General features: G+C 59.3%; 17 protein-coding genes. 9 read left to right on the top strand and 8 right to left on the bottom strand.

What is annotated here, in order from left to right; genetic code table 11:
- Positions 1–17 precede the first annotated feature (17 nt).
- Entirely contained in the window at positions 18–1,043 is a 1,026-nt protein-coding gene (locus JFT85_RS01055; protein ID WP_201228882.1) for an AraC family transcriptional regulator, read from the bottom strand.
- 167 nt (positions 1,044–1,210) lie between these two features.
- On the opposite strand from JFT85_RS01055, the gene efeU reads away from it, so the two are divergent.
- From efeU to efeO (JFT85_RS01035), 4 genes are read left to right on the top strand one after another with little or no spacing between them, the layout of a single operon-like run.
- Positions 1,211–2,056 (top strand): iron uptake transporter permease EfeU, encoded by an 846-nt coding sequence (gene efeU / locus JFT85_RS01050; RefSeq protein ID WP_053256208.1) that lies wholly within the window; start codon positions 1,211–1,213, stop codon positions 2,054–2,056.
- Positions 2,057–2,066: 10 nt separating this feature from the next.
- Positions 2,067–3,269 (top strand): iron uptake system protein EfeO, encoded by a 1,203-nt coding sequence (efeO, locus tag JFT85_RS01045; RefSeq protein WP_053256209.1) that lies wholly within the window; start codon positions 2,067–2,069, stop codon positions 3,267–3,269.
- 14 nt (positions 3,270–3,283) lie between these two features.
- The gene (gene efeB / locus JFT85_RS01040) at positions 3,284–4,591 is read left to right on the top strand and encodes an iron uptake transporter deferrochelatase/peroxidase subunit (RefSeq protein WP_053256210.1); all 1,308 of its coding nucleotides are present in this window, start codon (positions 3,284–3,286) and stop codon (positions 4,589–4,591) included.
- A 25-nt stretch (positions 4,592–4,616) separates the two neighbouring features.
- Positions 4,617–5,435, top strand: a complete 819-nt coding sequence (gene efeO, locus JFT85_RS01035) for an iron uptake system protein EfeO (protein ID WP_053256211.1) — start codon at positions 4,617–4,619, stop codon at positions 5,433–5,435.
- Between the two features lie 57 nt (positions 5,436–5,492).
- Here the strand turns inward: efeO (JFT85_RS01035) and JFT85_RS01030 are convergent, their stop codons facing one another.
- The 3 genes from JFT85_RS01030 to pssA all read right to left on the bottom strand — a co-directional run bounded on the left by JFT85_RS01030 (position 5,493) and on the right by pssA (position 14,452).
- A complete protein-coding gene (locus JFT85_RS01030) occupies positions 5,493–9,071 on the bottom strand; it encodes a hypothetical protein (RefSeq protein WP_342366869.1) in 3,579 nt (1,192 codons plus the stop codon).
- Positions 9,072–9,482: 411 nt separating this feature from the next.
- Positions 9,483–12,959: a hypothetical protein gene (locus JFT85_RS01025; RefSeq protein WP_201228880.1), complete on the bottom strand. Its 3,477-nt coding sequence runs from the start codon at positions 12,957–12,959 to the stop codon at positions 9,483–9,485.
- 149 nt (positions 12,960–13,108) lie between these two features.
- Positions 13,109–14,452: a CDP-diacylglycerol--serine O-phosphatidyltransferase gene (pssA, locus tag JFT85_RS01020; protein ID WP_187601687.1), complete on the bottom strand. Its 1,344-nt coding sequence runs from the start codon at positions 14,450–14,452 to the stop codon at positions 13,109–13,111.
- Between the two features lie 124 nt (positions 14,453–14,576).
- On the opposite strand from pssA, the gene JFT85_RS01015 reads away from it, so the two are divergent.
- Together JFT85_RS01015 and JFT85_RS01010 are read left to right on the top strand one after the other, a co-directional pair.
- Entirely contained in the window at positions 14,577–15,140 is a 564-nt protein-coding gene (locus JFT85_RS01015) for a TetR/AcrR family transcriptional regulator (RefSeq protein ID WP_069552363.1), read from the top strand.
- Between the two features lie 53 nt (positions 15,141–15,193).
- Positions 15,194–15,673 carry a nuclear transport factor 2 family protein gene (locus tag JFT85_RS01010; RefSeq protein ID WP_053256215.1) on the top strand — a complete coding sequence of 160 codons (480 nt, stop codon included), beginning with the start codon at positions 15,194–15,196 and terminating at the stop codon, positions 15,671–15,673.
- A gap of 55 nt (positions 15,674–15,728) precedes the next feature.
- Here the strand turns inward: JFT85_RS01010 and JFT85_RS01005 are convergent, their stop codons facing one another.
- Together JFT85_RS01005 and JFT85_RS01000 are read right to left on the bottom strand one after the other, a co-directional pair.
- Complete coding sequence (locus JFT85_RS01005; protein ID WP_053256216.1) at positions 15,729–16,886, bottom strand: PQQ-dependent sugar dehydrogenase; 1,158 nt, start codon at positions 16,884–16,886, stop codon at positions 15,729–15,731.
- 12 nt (positions 16,887–16,898) lie between these two features.
- Positions 16,899–17,213, bottom strand: a complete 315-nt coding sequence (locus JFT85_RS01000; RefSeq protein ID WP_201228878.1) for a hypothetical protein — start codon at positions 17,211–17,213, stop codon at positions 16,899–16,901.
- Positions 17,214–17,396: 183 nt separating this feature from the next.
- Between JFT85_RS01000 and ku the strand changes: the two genes are divergently transcribed.
- On the top strand, positions 17,397–18,272 hold the full coding sequence (gene ku / locus JFT85_RS00995) for a non-homologous end joining protein Ku (RefSeq protein ID WP_069552360.1): 876 nt from the start codon (positions 17,397–17,399) through the stop codon (positions 18,270–18,272).
- Between the two features lie 18 nt (positions 18,273–18,290).
- Complete coding sequence (gene ligD / locus JFT85_RS00990; RefSeq protein WP_201228876.1) at positions 18,291–20,765, top strand: DNA ligase D; 2,475 nt, start codon at positions 18,291–18,293, stop codon at positions 20,763–20,765.
- 18 nt (positions 20,766–20,783) lie between these two features.
- Here the strand turns inward: ligD and lpxO are convergent, their stop codons facing one another.
- Positions 20,784–21,683, bottom strand: coding sequence for a lipid A hydroxylase LpxO (gene lpxO / locus JFT85_RS00985; protein ID WP_073637692.1), 900 nt, complete (start codon positions 21,681–21,683; stop codon positions 20,784–20,786).
- 251 nt (positions 21,684–21,934) lie between these two features.
- Positions 21,935–23,278: a Wzz/FepE/Etk N-terminal domain-containing protein gene (locus tag JFT85_RS00980; protein WP_201228874.1), complete on the bottom strand. Its 1,344-nt coding sequence runs from the start codon at positions 23,276–23,278 to the stop codon at positions 21,935–21,937.
- 375 nt (positions 23,279–23,653) lie between these two features.
- Here JFT85_RS00980 and JFT85_RS00975 point away from each other — a divergent pair, with 375 nt between their 5' ends.
- Entirely contained in the window at positions 23,654–24,040 is a 387-nt protein-coding gene (locus JFT85_RS00975; RefSeq protein WP_069552358.1) for a TIGR03067 domain-containing protein, read from the top strand.
- The last annotated feature ends 29 nt before the right edge of the window (positions 24,041–24,069 follow it).

Genomic DNA, 24,069 nt, shown 5'->3' with positions numbered 1-24,069 from the left:
CGTTTTAAAGCCCGCCGTCACTTTCCTACGGCATCCTCGTTAAGAATCAAACTGCGATAATGCCCCGGATTAGACCCCGACCATTTCCGAAACGCCTTATAAAACGAGCTGGCATCGGCAAAGCCCAACCGCGCGGCAATCTCGGCAAAACTGATGTGCGGCTCGGCCAGCCAGACAATCGCCAGTTCCTTGCGCACGCTGTCTTTAAGGCCCTGATAGGTCTGGCCCTCATCCGCCAGGCGACGCCGCAGGGTTGACGCCGAGATACACAAGTTGGCCGCCAGGCCCTCGGTTTCCGGCCAGGTATCGGCAGGCATCTGGCGCAGGTCGTGCTTGATGCGCGTAGCCAGGCTATCCGGATCACGGTACTTGACCAGTATGTTGGCCGGCGCATGTGCGAGAAAACGCTTGAGTTCTTCCGGGCTGCGCTTGATCGGCAGGTCCAGGCAGTCGGCAGAAAAGATCATGCGCGTGCGCGGCCGATCAAACCGCAGGTTGTCGGAGAACATCACACGATAATCGTCACAGAAGTCGGGCTGCGGGCAACGCAGTTCAATGGCCAGGATCGGAATGCGTCGCCCCGCCAGCCAGCAGGCGACGCCGTGGGAGATCATCCAATAAGTGAAATAGGTAAACGCACGCTGGGGCGTCAACTCGGGCTCCAGCAGCACAATCTCTGCCAGGCTTTGCTGGCGCACCAGCTCGGCGGGCATCTGCTCAAGCATCAGGGATAGAAACCCCAGGCCGGTTTCCAGGCTCGCGCCCAGGTTGGGCTGCGCCATCGCGGCGCGGCACAGGAACGCGAGGCTGCCGGACTTGAGCTTGCGCGGGTCCATACCAAAAAACTCATCATCCATGCGCCGCGCCAGCAAGCGCCACAAGCGCGCATACGCCGTGGCCGGCACCCGAGCGTCGGGCTGCTGCAGCCATGCCGGGGCGATCCCGACCTTGCTCAACACTTCAACCGTGGCCGCACCGGGGGCGCAACTTTGCAGCAAGGCCTCACGGACCAGATGGATGGAGATGGTGTCTTTTTCCGCCATGGGAGTTGGGCTATTCAACGCTACAAAAGAGGATGAGCATCATAAGGGCGGTTGCGATTCGCCACCACCGTTCAGCCGCAGTTCAGCAAAGGTCAATATTCACTGTTTAGTAATGAGTATCATTATGTTACAAATTAGCATCTTCAACAGTCTTGATACGGTGCCGAATGCTCGTTCCCTTTTTAATCATGCTGCGCGAAGGTATTGAAGCTGCGTTGATCGTTGGCATCATCGCCAGCTACCTGCAACAAACCGGCCGCGGCCAGTGGATGCCCGCCGTGTGGATCGGCGTATTCCTCGCCGCCGCCCTCGCCTTGCTGGTAGGCGGTGGCCTGGAGCTGGTCAGCGCTGAATTCCCGCAAAAACAGCAGGAACTGTTCGAAGGTGTCGTAGGCCTGGTGGCCGTGGGCATCCTCAGCTCCATGGTGTTCTGGATGCGCAAAGTCGCGCGCTCCATCAAGCATTCCCTGCACGAATCCCTGGACCACGCGCTCGCCGGCTCCCGGCATCAGGTAATTGCGCTGATCGCCATGGTGTTTTTCGCCGTGGCGCGCGAAGGCCTGGAGACGGTGTTCTTCCTGCTGGCGGTGTTCCAGCAGAGCGAAGGCCCGGGCGCGCCGATTGGCGCCCTGCTCGGCCTGATCCTGGCGATCATCGTCGGGTTCCTGATCTACAGCGGCAGCATGCGCCTGAACCTTGGCGCGTTTTTCCGCTGGACCGGCCTGTTCATCCTGGTGGTAGCCGCCGGCATCCTGGCTAATTCGGTGCAAGCCCTGCACGAAGCCGGCGTGTGGAACCACCTGCAAACCGTGCTGTTCGACTTCAGTACCGCACTGCCGATGGACAGCCCGCTGGGCTCAGTCCTGGCCGGTATGTTCGGGTACCAGGAGGCGCCGACGGTCAGCACCCTGGGTGCCTATCTGATTTATCTGGTGGTGGCGCTGGTGATGTTCTTCCTGCCCTCGGCGCCCGCCAGGCCTGTCACCAAACCCTCTTCCGTTTCCAGCCAGTAAGGACCGTCTCTTGTCCAACCAAACCCCTCAACCGGCACCGTCTTCCCGCGCCCTGCGCTGGGCGGTGGCCGGCTCAGTGGTGGTGATGATCGCCGCCGGTGCGCTGTTCTACTACGCCTCACAGTTGGCGGCCGCCAAACGCCAGACCAACCACAATGAAATTGCCGTGACCATCCATGGGCATGCCTGCGAACCCAATGAATTGACCGTGCCCGCCGGGCGCGCGAGCTTTCGCATCATCAACCGCTCCGACCGGGCGGTGGAATGGGAAATCCTCGACGGCGTACTGGTGATCGAAGAACGCGAAAATATCGCCCCGGGGTTAAGCCAGATCATCAACGCCAACCTGCAGCCCGGCGACTATGCGATCACGTGCGGCTTGCTGAGCAACCCACGCGGTACGTTGCACGTCACACCGACCGCGGAGTCGGACGCCCAGGCCAAGGCCAAGCCGTCGATGGTGGCCTTTATCGGCCCGCTGTCGGAGTTTCGCGTGTACCTGAGCAGCCAGGGCAGTGCACTGATCAAGGCGGTGACCGCGCTGGAGCAAGCCATTCAGGCCGGCGACCTGGCCCAGGCCCAGGCGCTGTATGTGCCAGCCCGTGAGGCGTATCAGCGACTGGCGCCGGCGTCGCAGCGCCTGGCCGAACTGGATAACGCGATCAACGCCCGCGCCGACTACTTTGAAAAGCGCGAGCAGGACCCCGCCTTCAGCGGCTTCCACCGCCTGGAATACAGCCTGTTCGAGCAGCGCAATCTGGCGGGCCTGGCGCCGGTCGCTCAACGCCTGCTCAGCGACGTCACCGCGCTCAAGCAACAACTGCTGGCCCAGTCGCTGCCACCTGAGCAACTGGTGAGCATTGTGGTGCGCAACCTCAATAGCCTGGCGGATGTTCGTGCCGCCAGCGGTGAAGAGGAACGCTACAGCCATATCGACTTGAATGGCTTTGCCGCCAACCTGCAAGCCGCCCACAAGGTGGTGGAGTTGATGCGCCCGTTGCTGAGCAAATCCGCGCCTGACGTGCTGCCGAAAATCGACAGCGCTCTCGAAGCGTTCGACGCCGAACTCAATGGTTTGAAGACCGATAACGGCTATAGCGCGTATGACAGCGTTACCGCCGATCAGCGCAAGCAGATCGCCGACAAGGCCAAGGCTCTGGCCGTTGCACTCGATGGAATCGACCCCGCCCTTGGCCTTTCCGGCCTGCAGTGAAGACGAGCTAACACATGAGTGATTCAGAACAATTTTCAGCGCAACGCCGCCGTGTCCTGCTGGGCATGGCCGCCACCGGTGCCGCGATTGCCGGTAGCACCCTGACCTGCCCGGCCATGGCGGCCGCCGCCGCCGAACAGGTCACCACCGCACCGCGCAGTGACAAGACCCAGGACCACCAGGACTTTTTCGGCAAGCACCAGAGCGGCATCGTCACACCGCGCCCGGCCTGCGGCATGCTGGTCGCGTTCGACGTACTGGCCAGCGACCGCGAAGACCTCGAGCGCCTGTTCCGCACGTTGAACGAGCGCATCCGCTTCCTGATGACCGGCGGCACCGTGCCGCAAGTCGACCCGAAACTGCCGCCCACCGACTCCGGCATTCTCGGCCCGGTCGTGACACCGGATAACCTGACCATCACCGTCTCCGTCGGCGAGTCGCTCTTCGATGAGCGCTTCGGCCTCAGCGCCGTCAAACCCAAGCGCCTGATCCGCATGGTCGGCTTCCCCAATGACGCGTTGGAACCGGCGCAGTGCCACGGCGACCTGAGCCTGCAATTTTCCTCCAACACGCCAGACACCAATATCCACGCCCTGCGCGACATCGTGAAGAACCTGCCGGACCTGCTGCTGGTGCGCTGGAAACAGGAAGGCAGCGTACCGCCACAGGCCCCCGCCAAGCCTGGCGAGCCTGCGCAGAGCGCGCGTAACTTCCTGGGCTTTCGTGACGGTTCGGCCAACCCCAATTCCAACGACAACAAGGCCATGGACCAGATTGTCTGGGTGCAGCCCGGCAACGACGAACCGGCCTGGGCCGCCAATGGCAGCTATCAGGCCGTGCGGATCATCCGCAACTTCGTCGAGCGCTGGGACCGCACACCGTTGCAAGAACAGGAAAGCATCATCGGTCGCGTTAAACCGACGGGCGCGCCGATGGACGGCGACAAAGAAACCCAGGTGCCTGATTACAGCAAGGATCCGGAAGGCAAATTGACCAAGCTCGATGCCCACATCCGCCTGGCCAACCCACGCACCCCGCAGACTCAGGCCAACCTGATCCTGCGTCGGCCGTTCAACTACTCCAACGGCGTCAACAAAAACGGTCAGCTGGACATGGGGCTGTTGTTCATCTGCTACCAGGCTGACCTGGAGAAAGGCTTTATCAGCGTGCAAACCCGGCTCAACGGCGAGCCTCTGGAGGAATACCTCAAGCCGGTCGGCGGCGGGTACTTCTTCACCTTGCCGGGGGTCGTCGGGCCCAAGGATTTCATTGGGCGCACGCTACTTGCTGCAACGCACCCTCAAACCACTGCCAACACTTAAAACAAACTCAGAGCGGATACGTCACATGAAGAAGTCGATTATTGCGTTGTCGTTGTTAATGAGCCTTTCGCCGCTCGCTGCATTCGCCGCGACTGCGCCGCTGGACCTGGTCGGCCCGGTTTCGGACTACAAGATCTACGTCACCGAAGAAATTGGTGAGCTGGTCACCCAGACCAAAGCATTCACCGATGCAATCAACCAAGGCGACCTGGCCACCGCCAAGAAGCTCTACGCGCCAACCCGCGTGCACTATGAGTCCATCGAGCCGATTGCCGAGCTGTTCAGCGACCTCGACGCCTCAATCGACTCGCGCGTCGATGACCACGAAAAAGGCGTGACCGCCGAAGACTTCACCGGCTTCCACCGCATCGAATACGTGTTGTTCTCGCAGAACACCACCAAAGGCCTGGAGACGCTGACCGCCAAGCTCAACACCGACGTCAACGACTTGAAAACCCGTGTCGATGGCCTGACCTTCCCCCCCGAAAAAGTCGTCGGCGGTGCCGCCGCATTGCTCGAAGAAGTCGCCGCCACCAAGATATCCGGTGAAGAGGACCGCTACAGTCACACCGACCTGTATGACTTCCAGGGCAACATCGACGGCGCGAAGAAAATCGTCGACCTGTTCCGTGGCCAGATCGAGAAACAAGACAAGGCCTTCCTGGCCAAGGTCGACAAGAACTTCGCCACCGTGGACAAGATCCTGGCCAAATACAAAACCAAGGATGGCGGCTATGAGACCTACGACAAGGTCAAGGAAAACGACCGCAAGGCACTCGTGGGTCCGGTCAACACCCTGGCTGAAGACCTCTCGACCCTGCGTGGCAAGCTGGGTTTGAACTGACACGGCGCCCAGGCGTTCGGGTGGCCCTCAAGGGCCTCCGAACGCCTGGGGCAGCTGTCAGGATTCAGGGGTGAACTGCTCCAGCGGCGTCGCTTCAGGCCTGTTGCTAATGGAATTGATCGCGTACCACGAGCCGTTCTTCTGCACTGCCAAGACTTGCTTCTTCCCGCTGAAGCCTTTGCGGGCGCCTGGAAATTGTCCGTCCGATGGGCGGGCAAACTGGGTACCCGAAGCGTCCAGGGTCCATTTCCACTGCACGATAGCCTTGGCCGGCACATAAACATTCGAACCGATATGAAACGGTGCGCCGTTAGCGATCTTTCTCAGCACCTTAACGCCCTTCGGCCCCACCCGTAATAGCTCAGGAATGCTTTCCAACGGATTGAACTGGCCGCGAATCAATGACGCGCCCCCTTTCAGCCCGGCCATGGTGAATGGCTTGCCGTTAAAAGGAATCAACATTTTCAAACCCTTGGCAAAATTCTTTGCCCCCGACCACCCGCCCGTGGCAAGAAAAGACAGAAGGTCAATCGCCAGGCCTTTCGCGCCGGCTTCTATGTTGCCCTCCACCAAATCAGCAATGGCGCCCACATAAGGGATCAGGCTCAGTACCATTCGAGCATTCTCGGCAGTGAACAAGCTGCTCGTTGAAAACGGAAAAGTACGTCGGTGCAACGCTGTCGGTTGGTTGGCATAGTCGATCAGCCCAACACGGTTCTCGTCAAAACTATAGGCCTGCAGTTTTTGCACTATTTGAGCAGTGATGGAAGACGTAAAGGTATCGGGTACGCGATGGTGAGTGTGGGCTGGAGGCCTCTCTAACGGATCGCCAAGCTTCTCGATGATCACCTCCGATTTCACCCCGGAGCGTGGCGCGGAGCCTGACCGATAGGCGTCGAAATCGAACGGCAACATCGTGCCCTTACGGTATTGGGTATTGACGCTGGCGAAAGGTCCGTAGGGTTTCACACCCTTTTTGATCTCACCGTCGAGCATCAACGTATCGGGCAAATCCGTGCGCTCAATCATCTTTCTCGAGTTGGGGAAAACCTCGTAATAACCGTACTTGGGCGTGGCCTCGCCTGTTTCGTAGCGCAACAAGACGCCATGGACACCCCGGCTGTTGCTTACCTTTGAATCTGGCTGACTGTCTTGCGCCAGGTCGTCTCCGGTCGCTTGGCGCAAACTATAGAGCTGAACGTCCTTCGACCTCTCCAACGCCATGCGCTGCTTGAGGGGTAATTCCGTGAACATCAGCTTCAATGCCGTCAAGTGGGCTGGTCGGGCCTCGGTGATGTATTTGTCAACTGCGGAGGGCACTAACGACTTAATGTTTGGCAGTTGCTTGAGGCGCTCTTTAAAGGTGGCCATCGAAACGTCGCGATGAATAAATGCGTTATCCGTCCAACTATCCTGTTGACCCAATAACGGCTTATCGTTCGCTTGATTCATCAGAATCACATCGGTCAACCGCTTATTAGCACGGTTTTTTCGCTCCGCTCGAATGGCCCCTGCGGAAAATTCTAAATTAGGGATACCGTCAAGCGTGAGGTTACTAATCTCATCCTTGGTCATCTCTGGAAATAACAAAGCCAGTTGCTGGATCAAAATGCTTGTTTCGGTGGGCGGATCGTTCATTAAAATGCCGAATGCCTCGCGCGTTTGGTTTTCGCGCTCGGTGAACGCTTTCGCCGCAGCCTCGTAGTCCCCCGCAGAGTATTTGCCATCTGAAGTCGCGGGAAAAACGCCCGCCATCACTGCCCAGTCCAGCAGCGGCTGGACGCCCAGCTCCTTGATCAACGCCTCTTGGTTAGGCCCTGCGGCGTCCTTGCGAGCCAGAGCCATGGCTTGTGTGAGGTTCAACCGTGCATCGCCCGCTATCGCACAGCCAAGGCGCAAGTTCATCCAGCCGGTAGAGCCGACCTTGATGAATTCCGGGTCGCGGTTGAGTACTTGCGCGGTATCGGCAGGTACGGTGGGGTCTCGCTTGACCAGCATCTCGGGTGCCGACTGGGCGAGAAAAAGGTGGGCCATCAATGCCGAGACCTTGGCGTCGACACCTCTGCCTTCCAAATGTTTCTCGACGCTCTCGCGCACCTCTTTAAGCGTACGGCCCAGATTTTCCGGCTGATACAACGCGTAGCCAGCCACGGTCCCTCGCCTGCCTGGCACAGCTGTATCCACGTTGAATTTGAGTGCCGTTGCCAAGAGCTGATGACGGTCAGCCCTTGGAAGCACCTGACCATCGGCCACTGCAAACAATTTAAGCGACTTGGCGATCTCTTCAGCCAGGACGATGGCCTGCGGCGAATCAAAAAACGCAGCGAGTTGACTGTCCGGGTCGGAATGGGACTGGAAACCTGGCGAAGTGCTGGAAAAGTCCTTGAACAATGCCATGACCCGGACTGATGCGCCTGTGAGCGTTTCACGGGCTTTATCGGACAAACTTGCCTGCCCTTCCCCGTAGGGCGTCATGCTCGCATAGTCACCCGCCAATGGGGCCTGCGGCAATCGAGTCTCCAACCATGACAACGTTACGCGTAACTGGCCAACGGTTTGCGGGACGTCAGGGGCATAAAACGCCAGGGCCTGACGTGCATCGTAAGTGCGCGTTGAGTACAGCGCATCTCCGGTTTTTTTGCTCATCTTGACTAACTGATCAAAATCAGTATTCATCTTGCGGGCGCTATGCCCTTCTACGTCATCAGTTCTCGACGCCCGCTCAATCTCTTCGTCGAAGCGTTGTTGGAGAGAGACCCAGTCACCTGCCAGATTGCGCATCTGCAGTTCGCCCTCCGACAGCCTGAACTCACTCATCCTGAACTCGCTGCCGGGCAGATCAAATCCGGCCTTCTTCAGAAAGGCCTGGAATGTCGCTGAACCCAGGAATTCGAGAAATAGATTACGCGCTTTTTTACTGCGCTGGTCCAAGGCCGCGCCGGGCTCGACGATCACGGGCTGCTCGTTCAGGTTCAACACGTTATCGTCAGGTTCGTTGGTGAACTGAGATCGAAATTGCTCTACCAGACGCGTGCGTACGGCGTTGTCCTGCCGGCACTCGAACAGCTCTTTGAACTGGTTTTCCCACTGCTGGCGTTTGGTTTGGGCAATCTTGGGCCATCCGTGGTGCTTGAGTTGCTTGCCCAGTACCGGCGCAGACTTGTCATTGTGTGGCGGCGTTACCCCATAAAAATCCAATAGCACATCGCGTCCCATTGCACTAAGGCTCGGACCAGGGACACCGGGTAACCCCAGGTCATTCGGCGACAGCACTTTTTGTAAGGCGCTGACCTGTTTACTCACCTGGCCCCAACCTGAACCATCGGTGATCGAGAAACGCTGGAACGTTTCTTTTCCGTCGCGCACCACGACGCCCGTTACGCAATCACTGAATACTCGAATGGTTTGCGGCTTCAAGCCTTGAGCGCTGAACCAGGCCTGGACGGATGCCTCATTGATCGCGTCGTTGTACATCTCCACAAACGGTGCAACCGATGAGTTCCTGGGAATAGGTAGTTCATTCGTTTTGCCCGTGTTCAACCACTGCTGCAGTTTTTTTTGCAGTGCCGTGTCGGCCGTTGCAGCGTCAGCCGCAGCCGGGTATCGGAGACGGCCTTTTCCACGGTTGGCGGGCACGTCTGCACCTTGAGTGGCAGTATCACGTCGGGTGCGGCCAGACGGTTCCTGCAGCTTCAACTGACGCAGTGACGTGGTATTAAAGGGTTCGGACCGACTGGGGCGCGGGGTTACAGCGGGCGCCATGAAAGCAGGAGGTTCATCGGGGGCGTGTAAGGGCGGTGCGGGTACTTGAGGGTTGATGGGCTGGCTAAGAAGCGTGACGTTACCTTTCGCAAGGATTGTCGACATTACACTGTCTCTCTACAGATTGAAGTGATGAGAGTTCTTGTCCGTAAAAACAATCGACTACAAAAGTATTAAGAAACATACGCATAGCGCATAGGATATTTCTCGATATACAAAGGGAAACATCTAGGCTGAAACGGCCAGGTAACGCCCCGCACCTCAAGAAGGCCCGGGGCGTTGTGCTTACGCAGCCTCTGTGCCCAATGGTTCAAACCCGTCCAACGGCGTACCGTTTGGCAAACCGGTGCTCGGGTTGATTGCGTACCACTGCCCATCGACCTGCACCGCGTTCACGGGCACCGAATGATTGCGCCCAACGTGAGCGGCAGGCTGGCTACTGCCACCCTGAGTCATCGGTGAACGACTGAACAGGCTGCTGTGCACGCCAAGGCACAGGCGCAGCTTTTCTTCCACGGACCCTAACGTGGTCAACACCGATGGCCGCAGCGCTTTGCTCAATAGCTTAGGCACGGCGAAGACGCCTCTTGCCGCGCCGTTCAGCAAGCTCGCTGAGCCGTCCAGCGGATTCAAAAAGCCACTGACGACCAGAACGCCCTTTTCCAGGACACGAAAAGCCTTGGCACCGAAAGGCGCCACGACTTTTGTGGACTTGATCAATGGCCGCAAGGTTGAGCCGGCGCCGCCTACAAAAGCACCCACCGTATCGAGGATCAGCCCGCGTGTACCCTCAACGATATTGCCCTTCGTCAGTTCCACGATTGCACCTACGAAGGGGATCATACCCAACAGAATGCGGTCCTTTTGACGCAACAGTTCGCGCTGTTGCTCCAGCGGCAATTCGCCCTGGGCGAGCTTGAGCACTGTATCGCGGTGATGCACGAAGTTCCCGTGCATGATGCGCCGGACGATTTCCTGCGTTCGCTCTGAAGAAAAACTGTCGGGAACCAAACCAGCGCTATTACTTGGCGTCGCGGATACGTCTGCGGGCAACGTGTCGCCCAGTTTCTCAATAATGATGCGTGCGGACGTGACACCCGGCCGAGGCCTGTCGCTGGAGGTGTAGGCGGCGAAATCAAACGGCTGCTCCTGACCGTTCTGCGTTTGTACGGTCGATGGCGCCCAAGGCCCATAGGTTATCTTGTGTTCCTGGAGGGTGCCTCCTAGCGATAACGGCGCCGTCAAGTCATCACGTTTTACGATCAGTTGCTTTTCCGGGAACACTTCAAAAAACCGAATCACGCCGTTGTATTCGTTGCGCAACAACGTGCCTTTGCGTCCTCGTCGCTCTTCGACCCGACCGGGCGTCTCTTCAAGCGTCAGCACTTGATCGGTTTGCTCGCGCAGCGTAAACAACTCGGTAGCGCCATATTCCAACGCCTGGCGATCAGGCAATGGCAGGTCCGCAATCATTCGCCGTGTCATGACGCTCAGCGCTTGCTTCAAATTGGCCAGATAGGTGTCGACCGCACCGGGGACCTGGTCCTGCACATTCGGCAAAAGCGCAATTTTGGCATTCAACGCCTGGACGTTTTTATCCACAGCGGCTTGCTCGGCGGCACCCAGCACCGGCTCAGCCGCATACGGTGACTTCTTCCTCGCAGGTTGCGGCGGCTGCTCCCGGGGGGCCAACAGCATCCAGCGATCTCGCTTAAGGTCGCCGGACATGTAGGTCTCCACCAAAGAGCGTGTTCGCGGCTCTGAAGTTTTTAGGTTGCGGCGCTCATTCGGGTCTGCGATGCACACCCTCAACGCTTTCAACTGCTTAACACTGAGGTCCGCAAACACCTTTTGCAAATTTGTGATCGCCAGGTCTTCGCGTGTCGGCATCGCTGCGTTGAATAACGTCAGGGCCTCTACCTTCTGCTTACGTTCGGCATCGAAGGCCTGTATCGCTCGCTGATAATGCTGCGGCGTGTATCGGCCGTCCGCCGGCCTGGCGTAGAGCCCGCGCATCAGGGCCCAGTCGAGCACGACGTCGACCCCATAATTATCCAGCACCGCTGCTTCTTCCGGCGTTCGCGCATCCAACCGGCTGAGGGCCATGATCTCCTCATAAGGCATGGCGCGGGAGCAGCCCGCACCGCCCAGGCGCTCGGCGAACATGACACTCAGACGCAAGTCTGCCCATTGCGTGGAGCCTATGCGCAGCGTAGCGGGAGTGCCTGGCACCAGAAACTCGGGCGCCGCACTCGCCAGCAATAGATGGGCTACGAGTGGCGCGGCCTTGGGGTCGAGCAGCTTGTTTTGTTTGAGGTGGGTTTCGACATCCGCACGCACCTCGGCCAGGCTTCGCCCGCTGTTGCCAGGCTGATAAAGGTCATAGCCGGCGACAGTGCCCGCGCGCCCGGGGGCATCAGGATCAAACTGCAGCTTGATGGCGGCGATTACCCACTGCGCGCGCTCAATGTCGGACAATTGCGAGGTGCCAGAGGCCCCGAGAAAACTTCGATCCCGGGCAAGCAGGTCACCCCAGAACAATGCAACAGGGTCTCGAAACACTCGGTCGAGAAAGTGATCCGCTTGAGTACGCAACGCTTCAGGGGTATTGCGCTCCAGGATGCCGTCAACCCCGAACAATCGCAGGAGGTTGAGCCCGCTCGACTCGCCTTCATCCTCCTCCTCGTCATCGTTGCTCAGCTCGGCCAGAACACGCTTGTCGGCAGCCGACAAAAGCCCGGGGGCCCAAGCGTTTGCGAGCAGATGGGAGTAGTTTCCCTGGGCGGGAGGCGGTGGCAATGCAGCAGTGAGCCAACGGATGGCATTGCGCAACTCGCCCGCCGTCTTGGGCAGTACCTGCCCGTGAGAACGCAGGGCATCGTCGAGCAGGACCTTGCCGTTGGTGTTGCGGGCCAACGCCGAGGCACTGCTGACCTGCACTTCCAGGCCGGCCAGTGCCACTGCTTCGTCATCGGACTTATCGGCGAGATGTTGTGTCAAGACGTTTGCCAGGTGAGCACGCTCATCCAAAGCGCCGATAGCGTTCCTGGCCGTTTGCACCCGGCCTTCAAGCTCTGCCTTTCGGCTGGGAGGCAGTGTCGACCAGTCGGTTGTCGACAGCGCATGTTGGACCCGTTTTACATCACCCTCGCCGGTGGGTGGCTGCACGCCATACCAGCGCAGGAGCATGTTGCGCGAAAAACTATCGCTGTCATCGCTGACGTACGGCACGCCCTGCCCGTCAGGATCAAGCCCCTGCACAGCGGCACGCAACCTTGCACTGACTTGCCGCCAACCGGACGCATCGTCGGTGGTAAATGTTTGCACGCTTGAGACACCATCGCGGGTGATGCTGCCGCTGATCGAGCCTTGCTTGACCACCAGCGTCGACAACGCAAAGCCTTTGCTCAGTAACCAGGCTTGAATTTCAGGCGTATTCAGCGCGCTGCGGTAGGCATCGTAGAGCGGGAAAATCGTTGCATCGCGTGGAACCTGCACTTTCTTGTCTGCTGCACCGCGCAGGGCCGAGCCTCCCAGCGAGGTCTGCAGCACACGGTCGGCCCTGGAAGCGGCTTCAGCGGTGGGGGCGACTAAGGGTTGAAGAGTCCACGCGGGGGTCTGTGTATCGGGTGTTTGAGGCGCGGGGCTGCGCTTGGTGCGAACAGCCGTGTCGATGGCAGGGTTGGCGACGGGTGCGGGTGAAAACGGCAGCGCCGCTGGCGTGAACGTACGAGCCTGAGGGGCTGGCGAGATGTTCGACATTTCTAGTTCCTCTGTACCGTTGAAGGGTAAGAGTTCTTGTCCCTAAGAACTGTCGAGAGGAACTGTACGAATTCACGTCTGCTACAGGAGCAAGCACACTCTCAAAACTGCGAAGGAAGTCAGAGAGTTGTCGTAAGAAATACGCCGTTTTACAGGATACGGTAGAGCAACCGCTCAATCCGCACCCGGCTGACCCGCCGCAGGAACTTGCCCACGGCAGGTGGATACTCCAGCAGCGTCTGCAAGTGTTGGTAACGCTCGATGCGGGTGGTGTGCTGAAAAATCTGCGCCAGCTCCGTACGCCGCGGCTCAAGCCACTGGCCTTGCGGGTCGTCGATCAGCAAGGCATTTTCGAGATCGAGACGGAAGGCCCGTGGGTTGAGGTTATTGCCCGTAAGCAACGTGTAACGCTGGTCAACCCACATCCCCTTGAGGTGGTAGGTGTTGTCACCGTCACGCCATAAGTGCAGGTTCAACTGGCCGCTGTCGATCATCGGCTGATGGCGTTTGGCGAAGCGGCGCAGGCTGATTTCATACAGGTAAGGCAGCGCCGAGATCACCTTGAACGGCTCGCTGGGCGGTATGTAGAAATCATTGGCGGTTTTGTCGCCGACAATGATGTCGACCTTCACCCCACGCGCCAGGGCCCGGTTGATTTCGCGGGTCACCGGCAGCGGCAGGTTGAAGTACGGCGTACAAATGGTCAGTTGATGCTGGGCACTGGCGATCAGCTCGAGGATCACCCGGTTCAACGGGTTGTTCTTGCCGACCCCGAGCAATGGGCTCACCGACAAATGGCCATTGGGCAACAGCCCCGTGGTGGTGTCATAGGCGGCGTGCTTCAAACGGCTGCGCAAATCGCCGATGTCGTTGCGCAGGCTGCGGGTGGTCGGCAGGTTGGGCAAGTCCAGGCGGTGCACGGCCTTCGACGCGACCAGCCCGTGCTCCACCAGGTGTTGCATCGAGTCAGCCAACGGCGGGTTGTGGATCAGGTGATAGCGGTCAAAACGGTACTTGTCGAACTTGTGCAAGTACACGTTGTTCAGGCTGGCACCGCTGTACAGCACCGTGTCATCGATCACAAACCCCTTGAGGTGCAACACGCCGAACAGTTCGCGGGTTTGCACCGGCACGCCGTAAACCGGCACGTTGCTGGCGTGGGTCTGGGTCATGGCCTGGTACCAGGCGCTGTTGCCCGGCTGCTTGCCGGCACCAATCAGCCCGCGCTGGGCACGCAACGAATCCACCACCACCACAATGTCCAACTCGGGCCGCGCAGCCTTGGCGGCGTGCAGCTCGTCGTAGATCTCCTGGCCTGCTTCGTCCTGCTGCAAATACAGCGCAACGATGTAGATACGCCGTGTGGCCTGGGGGATTTTTTCCAGCAGGCAACGGCGAAACGCATCAGCGCCGGACAGCACCTCGATGGCATCGGGAGTCAGTGGGAAACCGCGCAGCTTGGGCAACAGGGAGCGTTTGAAGAACGACGGCATAAGGCTCGCAATGGTCGAATCCGAAGAGGCCCCGAGCTTACACCATGGGGGTGCTCAGGTCTCGCTGTCGCAGCGAGGAAAAATTCAATTGACCAAGGAGAACGATCGTTCTACTGTTGCCGGCATGAATGATATTACCCTGAATGAAACCCGCGACATTATCCTCGACGTCGCCGAAAAGCTGATCTATCGCCACGGCATCGCCGCCACCGGCATGGACTTGCTGGTGAAGACGGCCGGTGTCTCGCGCAAAAGTATTTACCGTTACTTCGCCAACAAAGACGAATTGGTGATGGCCGCGCTGCAACGCCGCGACGCGCGCTGGATGCAATGGCTGCGCGGTGAAGTGCAACGCAGCGAAGGCAGTGGCGAACGCCTGCTGGCGCTGTTCAGCGCCCTCAAGGTCTGGTTTGGCTCGGCGGACTTTCGCGGTTGCGCCTTTATCAACACCAGTGGCGAAACCGGCAACCCGCAAGACCCGGTGCGTCTGCTGGCCAAGGCGCACAAACAAAAACTGTTCGAGTACGCACTTGAACTGTGTGAAGCCCATGGCACCGCCGCCCCCGAACAGCAGGCCGCGCAACTGCTGATCCTGATCGATGGCGCCATCACCGTTGCTTTGGTGATGGGTGATGCAACGGCTGCTGATAATGCGCAATGCATGGCGCGAACGTTATTGGCGCTTTGAACGCACACGCGTAGCAACTTTCGATAACCCTTATTGTGTTCAGGAGCTGCCCCATGTCATCCAACACTGAAGTCCGCCCACCGCTGCCGCCGTTTACCCGCGAGTCAGCCATCGAGAAAGTCCGCCTGGCCGAAGACGGCTGGAATTCCCGCGACCCGCAGCGCGTGTCCCTGGCTTATACGCCGGACACGCAGTGGCGAAACCGCGCCGAGTTTGCGCACAACCGCGAAGAAGCCAAAGGCTTCCTCACCCGCAAATGGGCCAAGGAGCTGGACTATCGGCTGATCAAGGAATTGTGGGCGTTTACCGGCAACCGTATCGCCGTGCGTTATGCCTATGAATGGCACGACGACTCCGGCAACTGGTTCCGATCCTATGGCAATGAGAACTGGGAATTCGACGAGAACGGCTTGATGGCGAATCGTTTTGCGTGCATTAACGACCTGCCGATCAAGGACAGCGAGCGCAAGTTCCACTGGCCGTTGGGCCGGCGCCCGGATGATCACCCAGGCTTGTCTGACCTGGGTTTATAGCTCCCGCGCTCAACCGGTGGGAGCCGGTTTGCCTGCTCCCACCGGCCGAAGGTGTTCAGTCCTGATTCAGGCCGACCCGATACAACACACCCTTGTCCTCATCGGTCAGCACATACAAGTAGCCGTCCGGCCCCTGGCGCACATCGCGAATCCGCGCGTGCAAACCACCCAGCAGACGCTCCTCATGGATCACCTTGTCACCATCGAACTGCAGGCGGATCAACTCCTGGCTGGATAACGCGCCGATAAACAGGTTGTGCTGCCACGCCTTGAATCGATCGGCGTCATAAAACGCCATACCACTGATGCCCGGCGATTTTTCCCAGACGTGATGGGGCGCCACGGTGCCTTCCACGGTCTTGCCTTTGGCTTCGGGAATTGGCGTGAGGGAATAGTTGATGCCATGGGTTGCCAATGGCCAACCGTAGTTCTTGCCACGCTCGATGATGTTGATTTCATCGCCGCCACGCGGCCCGTGTTCATTTTCCCAGATCGTGCCGCTCCACGGGTTCATGGCCAGCCCTTGCGGGTTGCGCTGCCCATAGGACCAGATTTCCGGGCGTACGCCCTGCTGACCAACGAACGGGTTGTCATCCGGCACGCGGCCGTCCGGGAAGATCCGCACCACTTTGCCTTGCAACTTGTCCAGGTCCTGGGCCGTCGGGCGGTCGTTGTTTTCACCGAGCGTCACGAACAGGTAGCCATCGCGATCAAAGGCCAGGCGTGAGCCGAAGTGGTTTCCGGTAGAGAGCTTGGGCTCCTGGCGCAGGATGACTTTAAAGTCTTTCAAACCGCTCAAGTCATCGGCCAGACGCCCACGCCCGACGGCGGTGCCGGCTTTGCCACCCTCGCCACCGCCTTCGGCGTACGACAGGTAGACCATACGGTCCTGCTTGAAGTCTGGCGAGAGCACCACATCGAGCAACCCGCCCTGCCCTTTGGCCCACACCTGCGGCACACCGGTCAATGGTGCTGAAAGCTGGCCGTCCGGGCTGACAAACCGCAGATGCCCAGGACGCTCGGTCACCAGGAAGCCTTGTTTGTCCGGCAGAAACGCCACCGCCCACGGGTGGTCCAGGCCTTTGGCGATGGGGGTCGCCGTGATGCTGCCTTGCTCGCTGGGGAACTGCTGGGCATCAGCCGCCCAAACGGCCGTGATGGGCAGCAGCGTGGTTGCGCAAAGTGCGGCTAGAAGGGTTTTGCGTAGAAACATAAGACAGAGTCCTTACCGGCGATTGCCGTTGGCATCGTAAGTGGGCGCTTTGGTGTCGGTCGCGGGGCGGGTCGGAGCAGCATCGCGTTTCGGGTAGCGATTGCCGATGCCACCATTTTCGACGGTGGGTGCGGGGCTGGTCGGCCCGGTCTGGATACCGCGAACGGCCGGCGCATTGGGCTGGGCGCCCTGCATGCTGTTGGGGTTGGCCCGATGAATGGGGCTGTTGTTGGAGTCCTTGCTGCCGGGCAGGTTCTGCGCCTGGGCGAATGGCGCGAGCGCCAGCCCCAATGCGAGCACTGCAAGATGACGCACACAGCTGTTCATGACAAAGCCTCTTGGCGGCGAGTGGTACCTGCTTTCGATAACACGCTACGCCTTGGGTTCGGCTTTCGACATTAAATAGTTTCTCATCAGATGTAACACAATCTGTCCGCGCATCTGCCCGCCGAAACTTTTGCCAACGCCTGTCAGTCACCAGAACACCGACTCTTCTCAAGGAACGCGAGCATGCCAAGGGCAATCTGGAAAGGCGCGATCAGTTTCGGCTTGGTCCATATCCCGGTCTCACTGGTCTCGGCGACGTCCTCCGAGGGCGTTGATTTTGACTGGCTGGACAAACGCAGCATGGACCCGGTGGGCTACAAGCGCATCAACAAGGCCACCGGCAAGGAAATCAGCAAGGACAATATCGTCAAGGGCGTGGCCTACGAGAAAGGCCGCTATGTGGTGCTCAGCGAAGAAGAAATCCGCTCGGCTCACCCTAAATCGACCCAAACCATCGAAATCATCGCCTTTGTCGCGGCCGACCAGATCCCTCTGCAAAACATCGACACCCCCTACTTCCTGGCCCCGGACAAACGAGGCGGCAAGGTTTACGCCCTGCTGCGCGAAACGCTGAAGAAAACCGCCAAGGTCGCGCTGGCCAATGTGGTCCTCCACACCAAGCAACACCTGGCGGCGCTGATGCCACTGGACTCGGCACTGGTTCTGGTGATGCTGCGCTGGCCCGCCGAGGTGCGCAGCCTTGACGAACTGGAACTGGGCAGCGATGTGACCAAACCCAGTTTGACCAAGGGCGAGCTGGACATGGCCAAGCGCCTGGTGGAAGACATGAGTGCCGACTGGCAGCCCGACGCGTACCGCGACAGCTTCCAGGAAAAGATCATGGCGCTGGTGGCGAAAAAGGCCAAGGCCGGCAAGATCGAAGACGTGGAAAGCCAGGAAGGCAGCGAGGCGCGTAAATCGGCCGATGTCATCGACCTGACGGAGCTGCTCAAACGCAGCCTTGCCGGCCAGGCCAGCGCCGCCAAGCCCGCGACCAAAAAGGCCGCATCGAAAAAGCCAGCCGCGAAAACGTCCTCCAAAAAGGCCTCCAGAGCCTGACACCCGCCGGAGCACGCCATGGCAAAGCCCCTGAGTGAATACAACCGCAAACGCGACTTTGGGATTACCGCAGAGCCCGCAGGCGAAGCGCCGGCCGCTAAACGCAAGGCGTCGGCGCTGTCATTCGTGATTCAAAAACATGACGCGCGCAACCTGCACTACGACTTTCGCCTGGAGCTTGATGGCGTACTCAAGAGCTGGGCAGTGCCGAAAGGGCCGAGCCTGGACCCGAGCCAGAAACGCCTGGCGGTCCACGTCGAAGACCACCCTCTGAGCTACGGCGCCTTCGAAGGCAGTATCGCGCCCGGCCAATACGGCGCCGGGGATGTGATCGTGTGGGATCGCGGTATCTGGCAACCCCATGACGAACCACACAAGGCGTATGCGGCCGGCAAACTCAAGTTCACCCTGGTCGGTGAAAAACTGTCCGGCGATTGGGCATTGGTTCGCACCCGGCTCAAGGGCAGCGGCGATAAGCAACAGTGGTTGCTGATCAAGGAACAGGACCCGCAAGCCAGGCCGGCCGCTGACTACGATATCGTCCGGGACCAGCCGGAAAGTGTGCTCAGTGGCGCGGTGGTCGGTACACCCAAGCCGCCAAAGAAGCACGAGAAAGCCGCCACCGCCCTGCCCCAACAGCTCACCCCGCAATTGGCGACCCTGGTTGACCGCGCACCGGCCGGCGACTGGCTGTATGAAATCAAATTCGACGGTTACCGCATGCTGACACGCATCCGCGACGGCGAAGTACGCCTGTTCAGCCGCAATGGCAATGACTGGACTGACCGCCTGCCGCGTCAAGTCAAAGCCCTGCAGGCGCTCAAACTCAAGGACAGCTGGCTGGACGGTGAAGTGGTCAGCCTCAATGCCGACGGCTTGCCGGACTTCCAGGCGCTGCAAAATGCATTCGATATCGGCCGCAGCCTGGACATCGTCTATTACCTGTTCGACGCGCCTTTTCTGCAAGGCCAGGATCTGCGCGAAGCCCCCGTGGAGGCACGCCGTGCTGCGCTCAAAGCGGCGCTGTCCGGCAGCCGCAGCAAATTGCTGCGCTTCTCCGAAGCCTTTGCCGCCAACCAGCGCGACATCTTCGAAAGCGCCTGCGACCTCGCCCTGGAGGGGGTAATCGGCAAGCGCGCAGGCAGCCCTTATGTGTGCAGCCGCAGCGCCGACTGGATCAAACTCAAGTGCCGTTTGCGCCAGGAGTTCGTGATTGTCGGCTACACGCGGCCCCAAGGCTCGCGCAGCGGGTTTGGCGCGCTGCTGCTGGCCGTCAATGACGCCGCCGGGCTGGTGTATGCCGGGCGCGTGGGCACCGGGTTTGACCAGGCGGCGCTGAAGTCGATCTACGCGCAACTCGCCCGCCTGGAGCGTAAAACCTCACCGCTGGAACAGGCCTTGACCAGCACTCAGGCGCGCGGCGTGCACTGGGTTGAACCCTCGCTGGTCGGCGAGGTGAATTTCACCGAATGGACCCGCGAAGGCGTGGTGCGCCAGGCGTCATTCGTGGCATTGCGCACCGATAAGCCAGTGACGCAGATTACGCGTGAGCTGCCGCGGAGCGCCAAGTCCGTGAAGAAAACCACGCCGGCAAAACGCGTCAGCAGCGGCGTGAACATCACCCACCCAGACCGGGTGATTGACCCGCAGACGGGTACACAAAAACAGCAATTGGCCGCCTACTACGAGAGCATCAGTGAATGGATCCTGCCCTTCCTGTGCCGCCGCCCGGTGTCGCTGCTGCGCGCGCCGCAAGGCATCGAAGGCGAGCAGTTCTTCCAAAAACATTCAGAGCGACTCGCCATTGCACACATCAAACAGTTGGACCAGACGCTTGACCCAGGCCATGCACGCCTGATGGAAATCGACACCGCCAGCGCCCTGATCGGCGCCGTGCAGATGGGCACGATCGAGCTGCATACCTGGGGCGCCACCTCGGACCACATTGAAACCCCAGACCTGTTTGTGCTCGACCTCGACCCGGACCCGGCACTGCCTTGGAAAGCCATGCTGGAGGCGGCGCAACTGACACTGTCGGTATTGGATGAGCTTGGGCTCCAGGCGTTCGTCAAGACCAGCGGCGGCAAAGGTCTGCACCTGGTTGTACCGCTCGCACGCCGGGACGGCTGGGAGACCGTCAAGGCGTTTGCCAAAGCCATCGCGCAGTTCATGGCGCAGCAACTGCCCGAACGTTTCAGCGCAACCTCAGGCCCAAAGAACCGGGTCGGCAAGATCTTTATCGACTACCTGCGTAACGCCCGTGGGGCGAGCACCGTGGCGGCCTATTCGGTGCGGGCACGACCTGGCCTGCCGGTATCGGTGCCGGTGAGTCGCGAGGAGTTGAAAGGGTTACGCAGTGCCCAACAGTGGACGATTGCCAACCTGCACGAGAGGCTGAAGCAGCTCAAGGATGATCCGTGGGCCGGTTATGCCCACCGGCAGAAGATCAGCAAGACCATGTGGGACAAGCTGGGCGCGAAACCACCGCAGTGATTCGCGCCCGTGGGTGATTTAGATCAGGATAAAGATCAATGCCAGACCAGCGAAGATCGCCCACTTTTCCAGGTAGTAGCGCGCACGGTTGCGCTTTTTGAGCTCTTTACCACGCAGCCGGATCTTGTACAGGCGCGTGAACGCGCGGTTCAAACCGCCGGTCTTGTCGCCATCATCATTCGGCGAACCGGCAGCCGCCATCACGTTACGGCTGAACCAACGGTTGAACGCCGCCGCCCAGCGGTACTTCATTGGGCGCTCGATGTCGCAGAACAGAATGATGCGGTTGTGCGCCGTGGTGTTTTCCGCGTAGTGAATGTAGGTCTCATCAAACATCACCGGCTCGCCGTCGCGCCAGTAATAGCTTTCGCCATCCACATTGATGTAGCAGCCAGGGTCATTGGGTGTATCCAGGCCCAAGTGATAGCGGTAGGAACCGGCATACGGGTCGCGGTGGCGTACCAGCTTGGACCCCGGCGGCAACTCGGCAAACATCGCCGCCTTGATCGAGCCAATGCCTTGCACCAGTTCCGTGGTGCGCGGGCACAGCTTCATGGCGGACGGGTGGCTGTCGCCGTACCACTTCAGGTAAAAGCGCTTCCAGCCGGACTTGAAGAACGAGTTGAAACCCACGTCGTTGTACTGGTCAGAGCGCTTGATCTCGCCTGCGCGCATCAGGTTCTGGCCTTCCTGGCGGATTTCCTCCCAATGCTCCTGCAGCGGAGTCAGGTCTGGAAAATCGCTGGGCGACAGAAAGGGACGGCTTGGCTGCTTGGAAAACAAGTACAGGAAGCAGTTGACCGGCGCCAGGAACGTCGAGTGGTCGCTAAGCTGGCGGCCCAACTTGTGCCGCACTCTGCCACGCAGGTGAACATACGCAATGGAGGCAACGTAGAGAACAACAATAATGAGTTTCAAGGGATTCGTCACACGTCAGAAGAGAACAGGCTGCTCCTGCAAGCCCACAACGGCCGAGGATAAGTAAGCAGCAGCTGAAATCACAATTACACGTTGGCAGTTAATCGCGGGTCATTGCCCGGACCACTGCCATTGGTGGCTATTTAGCCACAGTTTGTAACCAAAGGTTAACTAAGAATTGTGAAAAGCTGTCTACAAAACGTCATACGCACGCGAGGACCGGCCCGGGTACCGGCCCATTGCAGGTGTACTTACCGCGGAGTGTGATCGTCTGTGCGCTCGCCACGCTGGAAACGGCCACCGCCCACCGGGGCGTACGGTTCAGCCTGGCGGTGCACGAGCATAAAGTGACGGAGCAGCGCGGCCAGCAAGCCCAGGAACACGCCCACCACCAGACTCACCGCGATGATCATCAGTTTTTTCGGCTTGATCGAGCCCAGCGGCTCCTGGGCGCGGCGGTCGACGGCTACCAGTTTCAAATGGCTCATGTCGATGTTAAGGCCGCGCAGCCTGGCAGTTTCAGCCCGCAGCGGTTCAACATCCCGCAAGAAGATATCTTCGTTGCCACGCTTTTGCAGAATCTCAACTTCACGGTTGGATTCCAGCAGTTGGAGCTCTTTGCCAATTTCTGCAACACGGCTATTGGTGAAATCATCGCTGGTGCGCTGTTGCAACGCGGTTCGCTCGGCCTCCAGGGCTTCAGTGCCGAGGAAGTACAACGGAACCTTCTGATTGCTGATCTCGGTGCGCACCACCTGATTGGAGCCGGATCGCGTGGTATCGGCCATGGAGGATGGCGTCGTCGGCTTCCTGATGCCCATGGACTTGGCAATCGAGATCGCCTCGGCCAGTTCTGCCAGGCGGTCGGTGCGCTCCATTTTCATCTGCAGGCGCAGCGCACTGAGTTCATCCTGCAAACGGGCACGCTTGAGCCGGTCGGCCTCCAGCAGGGTGGCAATTTTGGATTCCTTTTCGGTTTCGTAATTGGCACGGGCAGCGTCGATTTTGCCTTTGAGTTCGCTGAGGCGGTTATTGACGATTACCTTAAGGTCGGCGCCGACCTGCTCGCGCTCCGCGGCAATGGCGTAGTCGACAAAACCGTTGAGGATTGCAACGCCGTCTACGCCACTCGGGTATTGCAACGCCAGGCGAATGGAATTACTCAGGGGATCGGCTTTCTTGGGGTCCGGCTGGATCACATTGATTGAGCTTCGATTGAAATCTTCAAAGCTCTGCTCGAGGCTGCGTCCCGGCCTTTGGTAGGCCTCGAACAATTGCTCATGGCTTTTAAAGAAGCCCAGGCGCGCCTCATAGGAATCCAGCTGCGTGCCGACTTTCGCCAGTGCATCAGCGGGAGGCAATTTATAGACCTCGGAGCGGTTCAGCGCATCCAGCTCATTGATGGCTGCAGGGCGCAACACACTGCTGACCTCATACTGCTTGGGTGCCAGAAACGCGTAACCCGCGCCGAGTATTCCGGTAAGAATCGTACAACCCACTATTAGTTTTTTTTGCCGCCACATGGCATGGAACAATTCAAACAGGTCAATTTCATCTGGCGGTGCCGGCGAATTGAGCGGAGAAGTTTGGTTCAAAGTAAGAACACTCTAAAGTTGACAATAGAAAGCCACCACCCCTGAAATTCGGACTTGACGCCCGACAGGCATGGAAACTCAGAGACAACGCCCTGAATACAAATGACCTATGGCACTCAGACCACTGGGTATGGCGAAAAATCCGATACTATTAGAGATTGTTTCTGTTTCATGTCGATGACCAAGCAAGGTCGTCCCTTATGTAAGACTCAGAATGCAATCAGCGTAGTCAATCGATGACTAAATCGCTGGCAAACCACGAAAAAACGCGGTTTGCGCCACCTGTCAGTCGCCATACCGTTACACATTGGCCGATTAACCGCGCGTAAACAGGTGCTCACACAGCACTTCACCCCTCTGCAGTAAGGAAGTTGTATGCAATCGCTGTCAGACCCGGACTATCAAATGCTGCAGGGCGCTTGGGAGCAGACATCCCTGGAAGACAATGGCGTGCTCAACCCGGTTGATGCGCATAGCGCACCCGGGGCGATTACCACGATTAGCGGGGATCAATTCGAAGTGAAAACCGTCAATGGCGAGATATTGCTCGCCGGCAGTTTTTCTCTGGACAGCAGCACCCAACCCAAAAGCATTACCTGGGTTGACTCCATGGGCGATGACGCCGGCAAGCCGTTGCCCGCCAGTTATCGTCTGGAGGGTGAAGATTTTGTGTTTATCGCGGCGGATGAAGGCATGCCGCGCCCGGCGGTATTCAGCACCGGGCCCGGGCAAACCATGCGCACTTTTGTGCGCCGAGCCTGAACCGCGCGCCATCCGAACTGCCGACACAG

This window comes from Pseudomonas sp. TH04, from assembly GCF_016651355.1.
Taxonomy (GTDB): domain Bacteria; phylum Pseudomonadota; class Gammaproteobacteria; order Pseudomonadales; family Pseudomonadaceae; genus Aquipseudomonas; species Aquipseudomonas fluorescens.
Note: the sequence above shows the minus strand (reverse complement) of the source record. Positions and strands in the feature narration are given on the sequence as shown.